The 18,594-nt window shown below is 51.9% G+C and carries 18 protein-coding genes; 16 read left to right on the forward strand and 2 right to left on the reverse strand.

The annotated features are described in order from the left end of the window. The first annotated feature begins 96 nt into the window (after window positions 1-96). Genes MKX74_RS09175 through coaD form a run of 3 tightly spaced genes read left to right on the forward strand, consistent with a single transcriptional unit; the run spans window position 97 to window position 1,295 of the window. Window positions 97-276, forward strand: coding sequence for a hypothetical protein (locus MKX74_RS09175; RefSeq protein WP_341180683.1), 180 nt, complete (start codon window positions 97-99; stop codon window positions 274-276). Continuing rightward, window positions 197-787 (forward strand): 16S rRNA (guanine(966)-N(2))-methyltransferase RsmD, encoded by a 591-nt coding sequence (gene rsmD / locus MKX74_RS09180; protein WP_025679108.1) that lies wholly within the window; start codon window positions 197-199, stop codon window positions 785-787. The genes MKX74_RS09175 and rsmD overlap by 80 nt, the downstream gene beginning before the upstream one ends. After that, complete coding sequence (coaD, locus tag MKX74_RS09185) at window positions 780-1,295, forward strand: pantetheine-phosphate adenylyltransferase (protein WP_018883550.1); 516 nt, start codon at window positions 780-782, stop codon at window positions 1,293-1,295. Before rsmD ends, coaD begins: the two co-directional genes overlap by 8 nt. On the opposite strand, the gene MKX74_RS09190 is transcribed toward coaD, so the two are convergent. Next, window positions 1,270-2,577, reverse strand: a complete 1,308-nt coding sequence (locus MKX74_RS09190; RefSeq protein WP_341178166.1) for a nucleoside recognition protein — start codon at window positions 2,575-2,577, stop codon at window positions 1,270-1,272. The two genes, coaD and MKX74_RS09190, sit on opposite strands and share 26 nt — an antisense overlap. A 124-nt stretch (window positions 2,578-2,701) precedes the next feature. On the opposite strand from MKX74_RS09190, the gene MKX74_RS09195 reads away from it, so the two are divergent. After that, window positions 2,702-3,739: a YlbL family protein gene (locus MKX74_RS09195; protein WP_341178167.1), complete on the forward strand. Its 1,038-nt coding sequence runs from the start codon at window positions 2,702-2,704 to the stop codon at window positions 3,737-3,739. A gap of 36 nt (window positions 3,740-3,775) precedes the next feature. On the opposite strand, the gene MKX74_RS09200 is transcribed toward MKX74_RS09195, so the two are convergent. After that, window positions 3,776-5,011 (reverse strand): nucleotidyltransferase, encoded by a 1,236-nt coding sequence (locus MKX74_RS09200; protein ID WP_018883547.1) that lies wholly within the window; start codon window positions 5,009-5,011, stop codon window positions 3,776-3,778. Between the two features lie 306 nt (window positions 5,012-5,317). Here MKX74_RS09200 and MKX74_RS09205 point away from each other — a divergent pair, with 306 nt between their 5' ends. The 12 genes from MKX74_RS09205 to ftsY all read left to right on the forward strand — a co-directional run bounded on the left by MKX74_RS09205 (window position 5,318) and on the right by ftsY (window position 18,494). Then, window positions 5,318-5,830, forward strand: coding sequence for a YceD family protein (locus MKX74_RS09205; RefSeq protein ID WP_018883546.1), 513 nt, complete (start codon window positions 5,318-5,320; stop codon window positions 5,828-5,830). Window positions 5,831-5,973: 143 nt separating this feature from the next. Then, complete coding sequence (rpmF, locus tag MKX74_RS09210) at window positions 5,974-6,147, forward strand: 50S ribosomal protein L32 (protein WP_036645943.1); 174 nt, start codon at window positions 5,974-5,976, stop codon at window positions 6,145-6,147. A gap of 262 nt (window positions 6,148-6,409) precedes the next feature. Further along, window positions 6,410-6,985: a transcription factor FapR gene (gene fapR, locus MKX74_RS09215; protein ID WP_018883545.1), complete on the forward strand. Its 576-nt coding sequence runs from the start codon at window positions 6,410-6,412 to the stop codon at window positions 6,983-6,985. 1 nt (window position 6,986) lies between these two features. Then, window positions 6,987-7,994, forward strand: a complete 1,008-nt coding sequence (plsX, locus tag MKX74_RS09220) for a phosphate acyltransferase PlsX (protein ID WP_025681529.1) — start codon at window positions 6,987-6,989, stop codon at window positions 7,992-7,994. Then, window positions 7,991-8,980, forward strand: coding sequence for a beta-ketoacyl-ACP synthase III (locus tag MKX74_RS09225; RefSeq protein WP_341178168.1), 990 nt, complete (start codon window positions 7,991-7,993; stop codon window positions 8,978-8,980). Before plsX ends, MKX74_RS09225 begins: the two co-directional genes overlap by 4 nt. Window positions 8,981-9,029: 49 nt before the next feature. Beyond that, the gene (fabD, locus tag MKX74_RS09230; RefSeq protein WP_341178169.1) at window positions 9,030-9,992 is read left to right on the forward strand and encodes an ACP S-malonyltransferase; all 963 of its coding nucleotides are present in this window, start codon (window positions 9,030-9,032) and stop codon (window positions 9,990-9,992) included. A 26-nt stretch (window positions 9,993-10,018) separates the two neighbouring features. Beyond that, the gene (gene fabG, locus MKX74_RS09235) at window positions 10,019-10,768 is read left to right on the forward strand and encodes a 3-oxoacyl-[acyl-carrier-protein] reductase (RefSeq protein WP_018883541.1); all 750 of its coding nucleotides are present in this window, start codon (window positions 10,019-10,021) and stop codon (window positions 10,766-10,768) included. 93 nt (window positions 10,769-10,861) lie between these two features. Further along, the gene (locus tag MKX74_RS09240) at window positions 10,862-11,095 is read left to right on the forward strand and encodes an acyl carrier protein (RefSeq protein ID WP_018883540.1); all 234 of its coding nucleotides are present in this window, start codon (window positions 10,862-10,864) and stop codon (window positions 11,093-11,095) included. A gap of 347 nt (window positions 11,096-11,442) precedes the next feature. Continuing rightward, window positions 11,443-12,681, forward strand: a complete 1,239-nt coding sequence (gene fabF / locus MKX74_RS09245; protein WP_018883539.1) for a beta-ketoacyl-ACP synthase II — start codon at window positions 11,443-11,445, stop codon at window positions 12,679-12,681. A 13-nt stretch (window positions 12,682-12,694) separates the two neighbouring features. Then, on the forward strand, window positions 12,695-13,393 hold the full coding sequence (gene rnc / locus MKX74_RS09250) for a ribonuclease III (RefSeq protein WP_018883538.1): 699 nt from the start codon (window positions 12,695-12,697) through the stop codon (window positions 13,391-13,393). A 369-nt stretch (window positions 13,394-13,762) separates the two neighbouring features. Next, complete coding sequence (gene smc, locus MKX74_RS09255) at window positions 13,763-17,332, forward strand: chromosome segregation protein SMC (protein WP_341178170.1); 3,570 nt, start codon at window positions 13,763-13,765, stop codon at window positions 17,330-17,332. 148 nt (window positions 17,333-17,480) lie between these two features. Beyond that, window positions 17,481-18,494 carry a signal recognition particle-docking protein FtsY gene (gene ftsY, locus MKX74_RS09260; RefSeq protein ID WP_028592365.1) on the forward strand — a complete coding sequence of 338 codons (1,014 nt, stop codon included), beginning with the start codon at window positions 17,481-17,483 and terminating at the stop codon, window positions 18,492-18,494. Window positions 18,495-18,594: the final 100 nt, after the last annotated feature.

The raw sequence follows: 18,594 nt of genomic DNA on the forward strand, positions 1-18,594 counted from the left end.
TGCCGATATTTCAAGCATGCCCAATGCAGGGGATGTTATACATTTCCAAGTGGAAATTTGTCTAGCGGTCTGCAGGATCATCCATTGTACCCGTGCATGGACTTCATTTTTCAAGCGGGACGCAATGTGATACGATACAGGCATAAGGTCGCTGGCGATCGTATATCAAGCTATAGAGAGAATGGTGAAATCATCAGTGAGAGTCATATCTGGAAGCGCCAAGGGAAGGCCGCTCAAGGCAGTCCCTGGTATGGGGACGAGACCCACTACGGATAAAGTCAAGGAGGCTCTATTCAGCATCATTGGACCCTACTTTGATGGTGGTGTAGTCCTGGATTTATTTGCTGGAAGTGGAGGACTTGGAATTGAAGCGCTGAGTCGGGGGATGGATCGGGCTGTGTTTGTAGATTTGGAGCCGAAAAGTGTGGAGGTCATCAAGGAGAATCTACGAAAGACAGACCTGGCCGGGCAGGCTGAAGTGTTCCGTAACGAGGCTGGACGCGCCTTGAAGGCGCTCGCCAAGCGCGGGACTGTTTTTGATGCCGTTTTTTTGGACCCACCGTATCGCATGAAAAATGGAGACGAACTGATGAGCAAGATGCATGAGCTATCTCTGCTGAGAGATGGTGCAGTCATCGTGCTGGAATATGAGACAGGCTATGAATACCCGGAGCAATTCGGCAGATTCAAGCAGCTGCGCAAAGCGGTATATGGAGAGACGACCGTATCCGTGTACGATTACATATTGCACGAAGAGTCGGTCAAGGAGGACACAGACAATGATTGAACAAGGACACAAACAAAGAATTGCAGTATATCCGGGCACATTTGATCCTGTTACGATGGGACACCTTGATATCATCCAGCGTGCTGCCAGACAGTTCGATGTATTGATTGTGGCGGTGCTTAATAATATAAGTAAAAACCCGCTCTTTTCCGTAGCGGAGCGTATGGAGCTACTGCGCTCCGTGACGAAGGATATCCCTAATATCGAAGTGGATTTCTTTCGTGACCTGACCGCTAATTATGTGAGGCAAAAGGGAGCGCATGTCATCGTCCGCGGGATTCGTTCTGTGACGGATTTTGAATATGAGCTGCAGCTGGCATCAGCCAACCACAAGCTGAATCCCGAGGCAGAGACGATTTTTATGATGACCAATCCCAAGTACTCCTACCTTAGCTCCAGCATGGTGAAAGAGATTGCTCATTTTAACGGGAACATTGTGGATCTGGTATCTCCAGAGGTGGGCGAGGCCTTGTACGACAAATTCAACGCGAAAAAAGTCGACGACTAGCATACATCGTGATTGATAGCAATAGTAACACTGTAAGAATCAAGATGCCCAGCATCCATGGGGCAACCGTGAGCTGCCATAGACTTGGAATGGTCGGCTCTGTTGCCATATCTATGCTTGTGCTTGTGTCAGTGAGCCCCAGAAGCGGATTCGTCCCATAGGCGGGCTGGACAAGCTGCATAAGACGCTGCCATGGTCCCCAGAGGATGAGGGTAAATATAAAAGCGATCAGGCCGTGCCATAGTCTCGTGTATGCCAGTAGCTTACCGCGATCTGCGGGTCTTGTAATGGCAACGCTCTGGAACCAGCCCGATAAGCCGCCCCATCCCAAGATGGCGCTGATACCGGCCAGTACGAGTGGAGAATTGCCAAGTGCTGTGGTCAAAGCATATGAGCCGAGGTGAAGCTCCAGCAGTGCCGGCCATACATAGCTGAAGGCACCTGAGGACACATACAGGCTGAATAACTGGCTGATGACCGCGAAGAATAAAATGAAGCCGCCCGATATCATCAGCGTCTGCACGGCATTCGTAACTGTATCACCCAGTAATTTGCCGAAGCTGCGGCCATCCTGCTCGCGGGCGAGTCTCATCTCCGTCAGCACAGTGCCCAGCCGTATTCGAACGAAGGGGCCCTGAACATAGCTATGCCCTTCTATTGCTTTTGAAGTAGAACTGGATGCATGATGTCTGTTTATGTTGTTGTCTGTCAATTGTTTGTATGTAGCAGAATTGTTTAGAGTGTTAGAGCTGCTACGACCACGAAGCAGAATCAGTGCGGCTGTGATCCCGGCGCTCCAATGTACAGCTAGCAGCAGGTAGCCGAGAGCAGGACTGTGCAGGAACCCGGTACCGATGACCACGATAATCGTCATGGGATTGTTGAAATGAGTCAATGCCGTGAGCAGCCGGGCTTGCGTCTCGCCAAGCTCGTCGCGGGCCATGAGCTGTCTGATCGCTTCAGCGGAAGCGGGTGCCCCGGCCATCATACCCAGCGCCAGTACCCAGCCGCTATGGCCTGGCAGACGGAAGCAGCTTCGCATAAGTGGGCTAAGCAGAACTCCGAGACCGTGAACGATGCCTAGAGCCAGGAGCATTTCGGACAGCATCAAGAACGGCAGCATAGCTGGGAATACAATGGTCCACCATAGCTTGAGCCCTTGCGAGGAAGCCTTGAACACCTCCTCGGGGGCCAGAAGGACACCTGTAAGCACCATGACTGCACCTAGAGCGATAGCTAAGGTGGATATAAGGCGCGGACGCGCCTGAATAATATTTTTCATATCGCTGATTCACCTTCTTCCGGCTTGTACCCTATTCTTAATAGGAGTCTATGAGTCACAGAATAAATACATACCAGAAGTCATATAGATGCCAAGGGAAAAAAGAAAGGGGATGCGGAGGAGTATGCAACAAAATAGACGCAACGGGCTATACTGGCTGCTGTATTTGCTTAGCATCGCCATTCTGGCCTATGTCCTTGTGTATATGCCGATTCCGTATCTGATCTATAAGCCCGGCACCGCTGAGGAAGTAAAGCCGATGGTGACGGTGCAAAATGGCGATCCGAGCGAGTCGGGCAGCTTCATGATGACGACGGTATCGGCCAGCTATGCGAATGTCATCCTGCTGGCACTGTCAGCCTTTGATCGGGATGCTGAGATTCAAGACAAGGACAGCCGACTGCAGGGGCGCAGTGAGGCTGAGTATGCTGCTCAGCAGATCTATCTGATGGATAGCTCGCAATCCTCTGCCATTGAGGCCGCCTATCATCATGCTGGAGTAGCATATCAAATTGTTCCGAATCATGTGGTCGTCATGAAGCTGCTGCCAGGCGCAGACCGTGACCTCCTTCCGGGAGATCAGCTGCTGGAGGTGGAGGACAAGGCCATCCAAGACCATGCACAGCTAAGGGGTCTTCTGGAGGGCAAGCGTGCCGGGGATACACTGAGCTTCAAGCTGCTTCGGGATGGAGAGGGGCTGACCCGGGAGGTGACCTTAATTCCTATCACCGACCCGGATACTGGACAGCAACGGATCGGGCTTGGTGTAAGCCTGGCAACGGTACAAAAAATCAAGCCCGACAACCCGGATCACACGATAAGCTTCGCCTCGACCAATGTAGGCGGGCCATCGGCCGGTTTGATCTTCACATTGGAGATCTATAACCAGCTCACGCCGGGGGATCTGAGTAAGGGCTATCGGATTGCAGGCACAGGCACCATTGATCAGGATGGCAATGTAGGTGAGATCGGCGGCATCGTGCATAAGATTGTTGCAGCCGATCGAAAGGGAGCGGATCTCTTCTTCGTGCCTGAGGGTAACTATGAGGCTGCACTCGGCAAAGCGCAGGCTATTGGCACGCGCATGGAGCTAGTGCCCGTGCGTACCTTGCAGGACGCCTTGGATTATCTGGATGTCAAAGCCGTCAAGTCAGAGTCTTGAAGCCCTGTTGGACATAAGTCTAGTGGACAGGGGCGTTCAGGATATGACTGGTGGGCGCAGATAATCGGCATACATGCGCGTGATTTCTGGCTCCCGCATAGCAGCACTGTAAATGGCAGAGGCTTGCAGGTCCAGCTCTAGCTGGGGCAGGGATTGAGAGGACGCTTGAACAAGCAGCGGGAGGGATGCCCGCTGCTTCATTTCTTTAAGCATGGCTCTTCCAGTCTGATTGAAGCCCAGTATGCGAAGGTAATGAGGTCCTGCTGCGAGCTCTGTAGGCGCCAGCTGTACCTTGGAGTGGTTCAGCAAAATATGGGTCAGCATACGCTGAAGTCGGGTACGTGTATATCGCTTGGTCTTCAGGGCGCTTAGCAGACTCTCGACTGACGGACTGTCCAGTCGGTGAAGGCCATTCAGCAGGCGATGCTCCAGACCCTCGTTCACCTCATGCAGCTCGGCCAGTTGCTGGGGGCTGCGCGTAATCAGTCCGTGAAGCAATGGCACGCTGAATGAATCCCATTGCTGCGGCCCGCGCCCAGCTGCCCACTCGCGGCGCAGAATATCCAGCACGGCACCGGGCACATAAGGTGCCGCTGCATTAGGCCCGCCGCTCAGCAGCAGGCGGCGGATCGCCGTGGCGCTCGCGATGGCTTCGCCCTCCCGCGCCACGGCGTCATGATAGCCCGATCCGCTGCGCGTGATCGTGCAGGGCACTATGGCGCTGCCGAGCCGCTGCAGCGCCATCAAATAATGCAGCCCTAAAGTATTATTGGGCTGCTGAAGTATGCCGGACAGCTCCGCGTGGTCCGGCCATTCCGCCGCCAGGGCACAGGCGGCGTCTGCATAGGCGGCAGGGTAGCTCCAGCCTGCCGCCAATCGCTCCGCGATGCCGGACTTCAGCGCGTCCGGCTCCGCGGTCAGTGCTGTCGCCAGCGCCTGTAGCGGCGACAGGTCACCTGCCTCGCTGCCGAAGCAGAGGCAGTCCACGATGCCCGTGGACTCCAGCAGGGCCACGGCGCCGTAGGCGAACCAGTCGGCTGCCTGCACCGCATAGGCTACCGGCAGCTCCAGAACGAGGTCTACACCCATAGCGAGCGCCATCTCGGTGCGGGCCCATTTGTCAACGATAGCAGGCTCGCCGCGCTGGAGGAACGGGCCACTCATGACCGCCACGGTGCGGGAGGCACCCGTTCTATTTTTGGCCTCTGTCAGGTGATACAGATGTCCGTTATGCATAGGGTTATATTCAACAATAATGCCTAAAGTCTTCAATTGAGCAAACAACTCCCTCAAAATTAGGGTATACTATGATAATAGCCCGGCTCGACTATGCAGAGCCCGAGGCTCCTTGGATAAATTCCATCGGTCTAACAGCTCTATCGGCTTGTCCGTTTACATCGACTGGAAGTGTTCTTCCCTGTTGAAGTATCTACATCTTTGCATGTCCATCCTTCTTGGTGTATCTTACATTGTACATCATTGTGCAGTCGGGCGGTACGAATGGGTGTAAAGGAAAAGGTGTTGACAAACATCGGGCTCAGTCGGTATAATAATTTTTGTTTGTTTGGGGTGATATTTATGCATTTACATTTTCGTAAAGTAGCTCAACATGATGGCCCGGTTATCGTTCGTGAGACGCTTGATGTCTCGAACATGATTACCCATCGCAAGGACATTACAGCGGTATCTCCGCTGCAGGTGGACTTGAGTGCCAGCATAGTAGGTGAGAGCCTGATGGAATTGAAGGGCACGTTGTCGGCTGAGCTGGATACCCAATGCTCACGCTGTCTGAAGCCTGTCCATCAGCATCTGGACATCCCGTTCGAGGAGCGCTTTCGCTCGGTAGTCGGGGAAGCAGAACTGGAGGAAGACGAAGAGGATGCCACGATCCCTGTGGAAGGTGAGGCATTCGACACGGTTCCTTTCTGCGAGGAATCCTTTGTGATTCATCTGCCGTTCACTCCGCTCTGTTCGGAGGACTGCAAGGGTCTATGTCCGACCTGCGGACAAGATTGGAATGAGGGCTCCTGTGACTGTGACAACACACGCGTGGACCCAAGACTTGCTGCATTGAAGAATCTATTCAAGTAAGTCTATTACAGCAACATCATGTAAGGTAGTTATTCACCGGCTGCGGAGCTGAGTCTGTCTTGAACAGGTGCTAGAATCCCGGTCTTGAATGAGATAACAAGCAATACCCCTAACGGGTTGACTTCGATAAGGAGGTGGGAATGATGGCAGTACCTCAACGTAGAACGTCCAAGACACGTCGCGATAAACGTCGTACTCACTTTAAACTGGCTGTGCCGGGCATGGTGAAATGTGAACAATGCGGAGAATTGAAGCTTGCTCACCACGTGTGCAAAGTGTGTGGAACGTACAAATCTAGAGAGATTATTTCTCAATAAGATGCATCTGAAAGTAGTGCTTCACCACGGTGAGGTACTATTTTTTTTGCCTCCATGCTTTTCTTTTGGCTCGGCATACGATATACTGTTGCTTTAGTACCAGGTTCTAATAAGAGGCAGTATATCGAATGCAGGCTGCCAGTTCATAGAGCAGACTGTCCGTACATAGATAAGATACATACACCGATTATGATTCGTTCGAATATACAAGGTTACCATCTAGGGGTAACGTTAGGTAAGGAGGCGAGTAGCCATCGAGCGTTTGCCCAAAAAACAAAGACATCAGCAGCTGACACAACTCATAGAAGATAATCCGTTCGTTACGGACCAGGAATTGACAAGGCAGCTCAAGGTCAGTATTCAGACCATTCGTCTGGACCGCATGGAGCTTGGCATACCGGAGCTTCGTGAACGCATGAAGCTTATGGCCGAGCGCTCTTATGATCAGGTCCGCTCTTTGCCCCTGCATGAGATCATCGGGGATATCGTAGACCTGCAGCTGGATCGCAGCGGTATTTCGATATTCGAGATCAAGGAGGAGCATGTCTTCTCCAGAACGGGAATCGCGCGCGGTCACTATGTGTTCGCTCAGGCTAACTCGCTAGCAGTGGCCGTAATCAATGACGAGATCGCCTTGACAGCCTCTGCGGATATCCGCTTTGTGCGTCCTGTCCATCTGGGTGAGAAATGCATAGCCAAGGCCTATGTTCGTTCGAATCCTTCGCAGAAGGGGAAGGCCAAGGTCGAGGTGTTCATATACGTAGTAGAAGAAATGGTCTTTCAGGGGAACTTCGTCATTTATCGTTCCACCGTGGAAGATACTGAAGGAGGAATTTAGCATGCGGATCGCGATTGATGCCATGGGAGGCGACCATGCCCCCGGGGCAATCGTTGCCGGAGCGATTGCAGCAGCTGTCGAGTGGAAGGATACAGAGCTTGTTCTCGTAGGGAATCAGGAGCTCATCGAGGAACAACTCAAGCTGGAGAAGGAGCGTCCTGCCAACCTGACGATACGTCACGCCTCGGAAGTCATTGGAGGTGAGGACGAGCCAGTACGTGCGGTTCGTCGGAAGAAGGATGCTTCGATGGTGGTTGCAGGTAGAATGGTGAAGGAGCGCGAGGCTGACGCCATGATTTCGGCGGGAAATACTGGGGCGCTAATGACGACCGGACTACTGGTTGTCGGGCGGATGGAAGGCATTGAGCGTCCTGCACTTGCCCCCATGATTCCTACGCTGGATGAGGTAGGCGTACTGGCGTTGGATCTCGGAGCGAACATGGATGCCAAGCCTGAGCATCTGGCCCAGTATGCGCTGATGGGAAGTCTGTATCGTAACAAAGTACACGGCCTGCCCAAGCCACGAGTAGGACTGCTGAATGTAGGAACAGAAGCTGGTAAGGGCAATGAGCTCACCAAGCTTGCTTATCCTTTGCTAGAGCAATTGCCGGTACATTTCGTGGGGAATGTAGAGGCTAGAGATGTTCTGTCGGCCAACTGCGACGTATTGGTATGTGACGGCTTTGCTGGTAATATCATGCTGAAGTCGCTTGAGGGAGCTGCAGGGACGATCTTCTCGTTGCTTAAGGAGCAATTCGGCAAATCGCTTAAGACGAAGCTAGCAGCAGCGTTGATCATGCCAGAGCTGAGAGGCATCAAGAACAGGCTGGATTACGCTGAGCATGGCGGAGCCCCGTTGCTTGGCTTGAGCGGACTGGTTGTGAAGGCGCATGGCTCTGCGGATGCCAATTCTGTCAAGAATGCCGTGCGTCAGGCACGAATTGCCTTGCAGAACAAGCTGGTGGACAGTATATCTGATGAAATAAGCGGGAAGAGAGTGACTTCATGACTAATTTAAAATCCGTAGGCATTATCGGTACAGGAAAATACGTACCAGAGAAAGTGCTGACGAATAGCGACCTTGAGAAAATTGTTGAAACCAGTGACGAATGGATTGTAAGCCGTACAGGTATTCGTCAGCGTCATATTGCTGCGCCTGAGCAAGCGACCTCGGATCTGGCGTATGAGGCTGCTGTGAGAGCACTTGCTTCAGCTGGCCTTACAGCGGAAGAGCTGGATCTGATTATCGTAGCAACAATTACACCGGATATGGCATTCCCTTCTACAGCATGTATTTTGCAGGATAAGCTGGGTGCAAAGGGAGCGGCGGCTTTTGATCTGTCAGCTGCCTGCTCTGGCTTTGTATACGGACTAGCCACAGCAAATGGCTTCATCCAGACGGGGATGTACAAGAATGCGCTGATTATCGGTGCTGACTGCCTGTCCCGTATCACGGACTACACGGATCGCAACACCTGCGTCCTCTTCGGAGATGGAGCAGGAGCCGTTGTCATTGGTGAGGTACCGGAAGGAAGAGGCTTCAAGTCCTTTGATCTGGGTGCAGAAGGCGCAGGCGGTGGCTTGCTGAAGCTGGAAGCAGGCGGATCGCGTCTGCCTGCTACAACGGAGACGATCGAGAACAAATTGCATTATATTTATATGAATGGGCGCGAGGTGTTCAAATTCGCGGTGCGTGTCATGGCCTCTGCAACAGATGTAGTACTGGAGAAAGCTGGTTATGCCAAAGAGGATATCGATATCTTCGTACCGCATCAGGCGAACATTCGCATTATTCAATCGGCGATGCAACGTCTGGAGCTACCAGCAGAGAAGGTAGTTGTTAACGTGGATAAATATGCGAATACTTCTGCGGCATCCATCCCGCTTGCGCTTGTTGAGGCGGCTGAGGAAGGTCGGATTAAGGAAGGCGACCGCGTGTTAATGGTTGGTTTTGGCGGAGGACTTACTTGGGGTGCTTCTGTACTGGTATGGTAAGTAGCTTACTGCTACTTTTTGACTTTGCATTAGAAAGAGGTACACTACTATGGGTAAAATAGCATTCGTATTCCCGGGACAGGGATCACAAGCGGTGGGCATGGCGCGTGACGTTCATGACGCAGTTCCGGTTGCCCGCGAATTATTTGAGAAGGCAGACGAGCGACTGGGATTCTCTTTGCAGTCTCTTGTCTTCGAGGGACCTGAGTCCGAGCTGAAGCAGACCTCCAACACACAACCTGCTCTTCTCACAGCTAGTGTGGCGTTCTGTGAAGCGTTCAAGGCAAGTGGCATTGCTCCTGATTATGTAGCTGGTCACAGTCTGGGTGAGTACAGTGCTCTCGTAGCTGCTGGCGTGCTTGATTTTGAGGATGCCGTTGCTCTGGTGCGTGCTCGCGGTATCTTTATGGAAGAGGCTGTACCTGGAGGTCAAGGTGCGATGGCAGCGGTGCTTGGAGCGGACCGGGACAAGCTTGCTACGCTGTGTCAGGAGATTAGTACTACCGCAGGTGCGGTAGAATTAGCTAATGTTAATTGTCCTGGACAGATCGTGGTGTCAGGCACAGCTGCTGGCGTAGCAGCTGTGGCTGAGCGTGTGAAGGAAGCTGGAGGCAAGCGTGCAATTATGCTGGAGGTGAGCGGCCCGTTCCATTCCTCCATGATGAAGGAAGCGGCCCAGAAGCTGGCCCAAGAACTTGCACAGGTATCCTTTAGCGAGGCGAAGTATCCTGTAGTTGCGAATGTGACCGCAGAGCCTGTAACGGATGGACAACGGATTCAAGAGTTGCTGGTAGAACAGGTCTACTCTCCTGTATTGTGGGAGGACAGTGTGAACTGGCTCATCTCACAAGGTGTAGACACCTTTGTTGAGTTTGGTCCAGGTAGCGTCCTGACAGGCCTTATTAAGAAGATTGATAAATCAGTCCGTTTGCTCAACGTGAACAGTCTGGCTGCGTTGCAGGCAACGATAGAGGAATTGACTGTTCCTGCTGGAGAGGACACTCTAAATTAAGCCAATGGTACGAGGAGGAAGCAATCATGTCCAAGCCTTTAAGTGGTAAAATTGCACTGGTCACCGGTGCTTCCCGGGGAATCGGTCGGAGTATCGCACTGGCATTAGCTGAAGCAGGGGCCCATGTAGCAGTGAACTATGCTGGCAGTGAACAGGCGGCAGCTGAGGTGGCAGAGCTGATTCGGGCTCATGGCTCTGAAGCGATCACTGTACAAGCTAATGTTGGTCGCGCAGAAGAATCGGAGCAGATGATCAAGCAAGTGCTTGACACTTGGGGCCGCATTGACATTCTGGTGAATAACGCGGGTATTACGAGAGATAATCTGATTATGCGTATGAAAGAGGAAGAATTTGATCAGGTTATTGAAACGAACCTCAAAGGTGTGTTTAACTGTCTTAAAGCAGTCACCCGCCCGATGATGAAGCAACGTGCGGGTCGGATTATCAACATTTCCTCCGTTGTGGGCGTTCTAGGAAATGCCGGTCAGGCGAATTACGTAGCTGCCAAAGCAGGCGTAATCGGCTTGACGAAGTCCTCGGCACGCGAGCTGTCATCTCGTGGAATTACTGTCAATTGCGTAGCTCCTGGATTCATTGATACAGAGATGACCCAAGTGCTTGCGGATGATTTGCGCGAGAATATGCTCAAGGATATTCCGCTGGCCCGTCTTGGACGGCCTGAGGAGATTGCTGCAGTGGTGCTGTTCTTGGCCTCTGAAGCCTCCTCATATATGACGGGCCAGACTCTGCATGTGGATGGTGGCATGTACATGTAGCCTGTACCCCTTGGGGCGGAAGAGTGGCACTGCTTCTCTTCTATGGCATTTTAATTCGAATTTTCGTATAATACGGGTGAGGAGGTGAGCCGGATGTCCGACGTATTGGAGCGTGTAAAACGCATAGTCGTAGACCGTTTGGGAGCCGACGAAGCTGAAGTTACACTTGAAGCATCTTTTAAAGATGATTTAGGCGCTGATTCTCTTGATGTAGTAGAATTGGTTATGGAATTGGAAGATGAGTTTGATATGGAAATCTCTGATGAAGATGCAGAGAAAATTACAACTGTAGGTGAAGTTGTAAAGTACATACAATCTCTCACCTAGGCGTTTTGCATAAATCCTATAAGCTGCTCTCAATGGACAAGCTATAGTCTGAGCAGAATCTGTTTACCTATAGTTTGAACTAGGGAGCGTTCCTAATCGAATTATGCAAAATGCTGACCTAAGTCAGCAAACCAAAGTCCCGTTCTGTCTCAGGCGGGACTTTCTCCTAATTCATTGCATTGCTTTCCGATGGGATGATACAGGCTGAACTAAAGGCGGAACTGCTCTTGTATCGGGATGTTGCCGGTAGGTTGGGGAGCATTGCTAACTTTAGTTGATTCTATATATGCTATCAGATGAAAATAATCAATTGCACAACAGACTGCAGTTAACCATAGAGGTGAATCATGAAACAACGAGTCGTAATAACAGGAATGGGCGTAGTCACTGCACTTGGCCAGGATTTGAATACATTATGGGATAATCTGATGGCAGGCAAATCAGGCGTCTCCGTCGTTGAGGCTTTTGATGTCAGTGAGTATACAACGAGAATCGCTGCATCCATCAAGGATTTTAATCCAGAGGATTACATGGAGCGCAAGGATGCCCGCAAGATGGACCGCTTCGTTCAGTTCGCTGTAGCCGCAGGTACCATGGCTCTGAAGGATAGTGGAATTGAGATTGGTGGGAATGCGGAAGCTGAGCGTGTGGGCGTATCCATCGGCTCGGGAATCGGGGGCTTGGGTACCTGGGAAGACCAGCACAATGCGCTCTTGGAGAAAGGGCCAAAGCGTGTTAGCCCATTCTTCATTCCGATGATGATTGCTAATATGGGATCTGGACAATTGTCCATTACCCTAGGGGCAAAGGGACCTAACACGACACCAGTCACGGCATGTGCGACGGGAAGTCATGCGATTGGGGATTCCTTCCGTCTGATTCAGCGCGGGGACGCAGATGTCATGATCTGTGGAGGCGCTGAAGCAACGATCCGTCCTACAGGGATGGCAGGCTTCTGCTCCATGAGAGCAATGTCCACACGTAATGATGAGCCTGAGAAGGCAAGCAGACCGTTCGATACGGATCGTGACGGTTTTGTCATGGGTGAAGGTGCAGGAGTTCTGATTCTGGAATCACTCGAGCATGCTCAGAAGCGTGGAGCTCGCATTTATGCTGAGGTAATAGGCTATGGCCTGTCTGGAGATGCCCACCACATGACGGAGCCAGATCCAGAAGGAGCAGCTCGCTGCATGAAGATGGCTATTCGTGATGCGGGTCTTCAGCCAGAGGATATTGACTATATCAATGCACATGGTACTTCGACTCCAGTAGGAGACAAGTCGGAGACAGAGGCTGTGAAGAAGTCGCTGGGTGATCATGCATACAAGGTAGCTGTCAGCTCAACCAAGTCTATGACAGGTCATTTGCTGGGTGCTGCTGGCGGAGTGGAAGCAGTTATCTGTGGTCTGGCATTGCAGCATCAGACGATTCCGCCAACGATTAATCTGGACAATCAAGATCCTGCTTGTGATCTGGACTATGTACCGAATGTTCCACGCAAAGCAGAGCTAAATGTTGTAATGTCCAATTCGTTTGGCTTTGGTGGCCACAATGCTACCGTGGTTCTAAAAAAATTCGAAGCGTAAGGGGTAAGGCCGCTTGAGTGGAGATTTGAAGCAATTACAGCAGAAACTTCATATTCAGTTTAACAATCGTCAGCTGTTAAAACAGGCCTTCACGCACGCCTCTTACGTCAACGAGCATCGGTTTGGTCAGCATCAGGATAATGAGCGCCTTGAGTTTTTGGGCGACGCGGTCCTGGAGCTGACTGTATCCGAGCAGCTATATCATCAGTACCCTAATCGCCCGGAGGGAGAGCTCACCAAGCTTAGAGCAGCGATTGTATGCGAGCCTTCACTTGTGAAGTTCGCAGTTGCTCTGAATTTCGGTGAATATGTTCTACTGGGTAAAGGGGAGGAGCTCACCGGCGGGAGGACCCGCCCGGCTTTGCTCGCTGACGTATTCGAATCTTTTATAGGCGCTCTGTATCTGGATCAGGGTCTCGAGGTAGTTCGCTCATTTTTGAATGAGCATATATTCCCTCAGATTGTCCTGAATGGAAGGCTGCAGATGAGTGATTTCAAGACCGAGCTACAGGAGCTGACACAGCATCATAACATGGGTGTGCTAGAGTACCGAATTGTTGAGGAACGCGGCCCGGCGCATGAGCGCGAATTTGTGGCTGAGGTTCATATGGATAATGAACGCCTGGGAACCGGAACAGGACGTTCCAAGAAGGAAGCCGAGCAGCAGGCGGCGGCAGTAGCCTTGAACAAGCTGAAGTTGTCCGAGGCTTGATCAGATCTGTAGCAATTATATGCTGTCAGGACAAAGCAAGAGCAAAGAGCAGCCCGCAGGATAGATATCCTCAGGTATGGAACGGACTGCTTTTTGCTCTTTTTTCGTTCTGCCCGAGCTATAATCACAGGCCAGAAGTATTACGTGTGCTACAATACTAACAGAATTACGTGTGGACAGACTTATGGGGTGAGCTAACTGTCCGATGTCGATTATGAAGTGTATGGTAGCGAGTGTGGTCATAAGCAACTCTAGTTATTCTTATTCTGGGTTATAGTTATGACAGCCATTATCATCCGTCCGGGCTACCTAGATAGATTTAAAGTAGAACTGTCTGACGGATATTCAGTAATAGAGGTGAATCAACACATGTTCTTAAAACGCATTGAGCTGGCAGGATTCAAATCCTTCGCCGACAAGACGGAAATGGAGTTTGTCCGTGGCATTACCGCTGTCGTCGGTCCAAACGGGAGCGGCAAAAGTAATATTTCCGACGGAATCCGTTGGGTGCTTGGTGAGCAAAGCGCGAAATCCCTGCGTGGGGGCAAGATGGAGGACATCATTTTTGCTGGTAGTGATGCCCGTAAAGCCGTGAATTTCGGTGAAGTTTCCTTGACACTTGATAACGAGGACCAGGCTCTTCCGCTTGATTTTGGTGAGGTTACGGTGACTCGCCGAGTCCACCGCAGCGGTGACAGTGAATATTTCATTAATCGTCAGGCATGCCGTCTGAAGGATATTACCGAGCTGTTCATGGATACCGGGATTGGTAAGGAAGCTTATTCCATTATCGGTCAAGGGCGAATCGAGGAGATTTTAAGTACTCGTTCAGAGGACCGTAGAGGTATCTTTGAGGAAGCCTCAGGTATTGTGAAATACAAGTCCCGCAAACGGGAGGCTGTGCGCAAGCTTGATGATACGGAACAAAACCTGCTGCGTATTCACGATCTGGTCACCGAGCTTGAGGATCAGATTGGTCCGCTGAAGGAGCAATCGGAGAAAGCAATTCATTACAAGGAGCTTCGAGGCCAACTGAAATCTAAGGAAATTTCGGTCTATGTCCACCAAATTGAGGCCATACATACCTCATGGAGTGCAGCGAATGAACGGCTGAAGCAGCTGCAAGAGGAGCAGCTACAGTTCTCCACGATTGTGTCTAGACATGATGCCATGCTGGAGAGCGATCGTACCGAGCTACGCAAGCTTGAGGAAGAAGTGGAGCGGCTGCAGGCAGAGCTTCTCCAATACAGTGAGGCGACAGAGAAAAGTGAGGGCTATGGAGAGCTGCTCAAGGAGCGGCTCCGCAACCTGGAGACGAATCGTGAACAGCTTCAGCAGTCACTGGAATCAAGTGAGACGCGCAATCTGGAACGTGAGCAGGAGCTAGAGAGCTTGCGTGAGAAGGTCTCATCCCTGAATCAAGAGCTGGAGCAGCTTCGTTCGCAGCTCTTGCAGGAGGAAGCCAAGTTAATAGGCGTAACTGGCGGAATCAGTCAGGAGCAAGAGGAGAGTCTGAAGGGAAGCCTGCTGGAGCTGATGAACCAGATGGCTCAGACGCGCAATGAGATTCGATATGCGGATCAGCAGAAGGAATCTGCCGAGCGTAGGATGAATCGAGTGCAGGATGAATCCGGGAAATGGGAGGCACAGCAGAGCGAGCTGGAAGGACGCAAGCAACACCTTGAGGCAGCCAGCAACAAGCTCTCGACCGAGATCAGCAGTCTGCGAACCGGTTATATTCAGGAGAGCGAGCGTTACCAGTCCCAGCAGAAGCTACAGGAAGAAAGTCAAGGCGCAGTAAGAAAATGGGAGCAAAAACGGGAAGCCCTCATCTCCAGACGGGATACGATGAAGGAAATGCAGGATGATTTTGACGGCTTCATGCTGGGCGTAAAGGAAGTGCTCAAAGCGTCCAGAAAAGGAACACTGCATGGAGTTCATGGAGCTGTAGCTGAGCTTATCCGTGTGCCAGAGCAGTTGGAGCAGGCCATGGAGACGGCTTTGGGTGCTTCCGTCCAGCATATTGTAATGGAGAATGAGGCGGTATCTAGACAAGCGATCGCTTTCCTGAAGCAACGTCAGCTGGGACGGGCAACCTTTCTGCCCATGGACGTTATTCGTCCAAGGCAGATTGGGGCTAGCGAACGCCGAATTGCTGAAGAGGCTGAGGGCTTTGTCGGCATCGGTGCGGAGCTGGTGCAGTACGATGAACGCTATGAAGGCATCATTGGAAGCTTGCTTGGGAATGTTGTTATTGCCCGTACGCTGGAGGATGCGAATCGGATCGCTGCACGCTGCCAGTATCGCTATCGGGTCGTGACGCTGGAAGGCGATGTGGTCAATGCGGGAGGCTCGATGACAGGCGGAAGCCAGTTCAAGAAGAATGCCAACCTGCTGGGCCGTAAGCGTCAGCTGGATCAGCTGGATCAGGAGATTCAGAGCACGGATAGTCAGTTGGACAAGCTGCGCCAGAGCATACAGAATGTGAAGCAAGAGATGGAGCAGACTCAGCAGCGTCTGGACGAGTTACGTCAGTCTGGCGATGTAAAGCGGGGCGAAGAGCAGCAGGCAGCTATGGAGATGAAGCAGATAGAGCATGAGCTCCGCCATGTATTGGAGCAGGTTGCCATCTCAGGGCAGGAGAAATCAGGCTTTCTGGAGGAGATCAAGCAGCTGGAACATTCTCGTGAGGAGGCTGTGAAGAAGCTCGCAGCACTCGAAGAAGAGGAGCAGAAGGTTCACCAGGCTATTCAGGCTGCAGAGTTCGCCCGTAAGGCTAACGAATCCGCCAAGGAGGAGCTACAGGTTCAACTCACCGATCTGAAGGTTCGGGAAGGTAAGCTTGACCAGGAGCGCTTCTCGCTGGAGGAGCAGCTGCGCCGACTGCAGCAGGATGCGGATGGTCTTGGCAAGGACGCCCGGAATAACCGATCTCTGCTTGCAGCTGTGGAGGCGGATCTCAAGAAGAATCGCGAGGAGAGCGTGAAGCAGATTGAAGATCTGAATCGCTATCGTATGCTCAAGAGCGAGACAGCCGAGAAGCTGGAATTCAAGCGGGCTGCCCGAGCGGAGTTATCGAAAAAGCTGGAGCTGGCGGAGAACGAGACTCGTGATCAACGCAATCAGCTTAAAGAGATAGAGGAGCAGCTGCGCCAGACTGAGATTGGTGTGAACCGGCTGGATGTCGAGCTGGAAAATATTCTTCGTAAGCTGGCAGACGAGTATGAGATGAGCTACGAGCTTGCCAAGCAGCGGTATCCTGTACCAGAGAATATTGAGGAAGCACAGGCAGAGGTACAGAAGCTGAAGCGTAGCATCTCTGCACTGGGTGAGGTGAATCTAGGTGCTATTGAAGAGTATCAGCGCGTGAACGAGCGGTATCAATTCCTTGATGAGCAGAAGTCTGACCTGATTGAAGCGAAAACTACATTGTATCAGGTCATCCGTGAAATGGATGAGGAGATGTCCAAGCGCTTCAAGACGACCTTTGATGCCATCCGCCGAGAGTTCGGCACCGTGTTCACCAAGCTGTTCGGTGGTGGTCGTGCAGACCTCGTGCTGCTTGATCCGGAGCGTCTACTGGATACGGGGATTGATATTGTAGCGCAGCCTCCAGGCAAGAAGCTGCAAAATCTGCAGCTGCTGTCTGGTGGAGAGCGTGCCCTGACAGCAATGGCACTACTTTTTGCCATCCTGCACGTCAAGCCAGTGCCATTCTGCGTTCTGGATGAGGTTGAGGCTGCACTGGATGAAGCGAACGTGGTCCGCTTTGCCCAGTATTTGCGGGAGTTCTCAGAGCAGACCCAGTTCATCGTTGTTACCCACCGCAAAGGGACGATGGAGGAATCGGATGTGCTGTATGGGGTAACGATGGAGGAAGGCGGGGTCTCGAAGCTGGTATCCGTCCGGCTGGAGGACGAAGAGGCTGAGATCGCCTAATGCTCTGCCCCCTATCTAAGGGTAGGTTGAATGAGCTGGTGAGTACAGTCATTAGCGAAAAGCTAGAAAGCCACAGAAAGCAAAGGGCTTTCTAACTACATGACATGAATGATGCAAAATGTTGATATAAGAGCAGGAGGGACTAAGCTTGAGTTTTTTTAAGAAGCTGAGAGAGAGCATTGCCAGTAAGACAGAATCGGTTACCAAGCAATTCAAGGATGGTCTGGAGAAAACGCGCAAGGGCCTAGTGGAAGCGGTATCGGATCTGATTATTCGTCGCAGAAAGATCGATGAGGAATTTTACGAGGAGCTTGAAGAGATTCTGATCGGTGCCGATGTAGGTGTGAACACGGTCATGAATCTGATTGAAGAGCTGCGCGATGAGGTGAGAAAGCGTCGAATTGAGGATGCGGCTGAATTGCAGCCTGTGCTTTCTGAGAAGCTGTCTGAGCTACTGCGTGGAACGGAGAATAATGAGCTCAAGACTAATCCAGATGGCATCACCGTCATTTTGTTCGTAGGGGTCAATGGCGTCGGCAAAACGACTACAATCGGTAAAATGGCTCATCGCTTCAAGCAGGAGGGCAAGAAGGTCATGCTGGCGGCAGGTGATACGTTCCGTGCAGGAGCAATCGAGCAGCTGGAGGTATGGGGCCAACGCGCAGGCGTAGAGGTTATTAAACAGCATTCAGGCTCAGACCCAGCCGCTGTGATGTATGATGCCGTACAGGCTGCGAAGCAGCGTCAGGTGGATGTGCTGCTCTGCGATACGGCTGGCAGACTTCAGAACAAGACGAATCTGATGGAGGAGCTGAACAAAATCTTCCGTGTCATTCAGCGGGAGATCCCGGATGCCCCGCATGAGGTGCTGCTCGTACTGGATGCAACGACAGGACAAAATGCGCTGAACCAGGCGAAGCTTTTCGGTGAGAAGAGCGGCGTGACCGGTCTTGTGCTGACCAAGCTGGATGGTACGGCCAAGGGAGGTATCGTCATTGCAATTCGTCAGGAGATGAACCTGCCTGTCAAATTCGTCGGCCTTGGCGAGAAGATTGATGATCTGCAGCCATTTGACTCCGATCAGTTCGTACATGCCCTGTTCGCAGGTCTTGTACAGGAGACGACCGAGGAGGCGGCGGATGCCTCGGACTCCCAGTCCTGATAACACTGCCGCCGCGTACAGCGGGAGTATGCGATTTTTGACCGTGTAACCGATCCATGTGACCACATGCGAGCACATGGAATGCAGGTACTTCGTAGTT

Source organism: Paenibacillus sp. FSL K6-1230 (genome assembly GCF_038002385.1).
Lineage (GTDB): Bacteria > Bacillota > Bacilli > Paenibacillales > Paenibacillaceae > Paenibacillus > Paenibacillus massiliensis.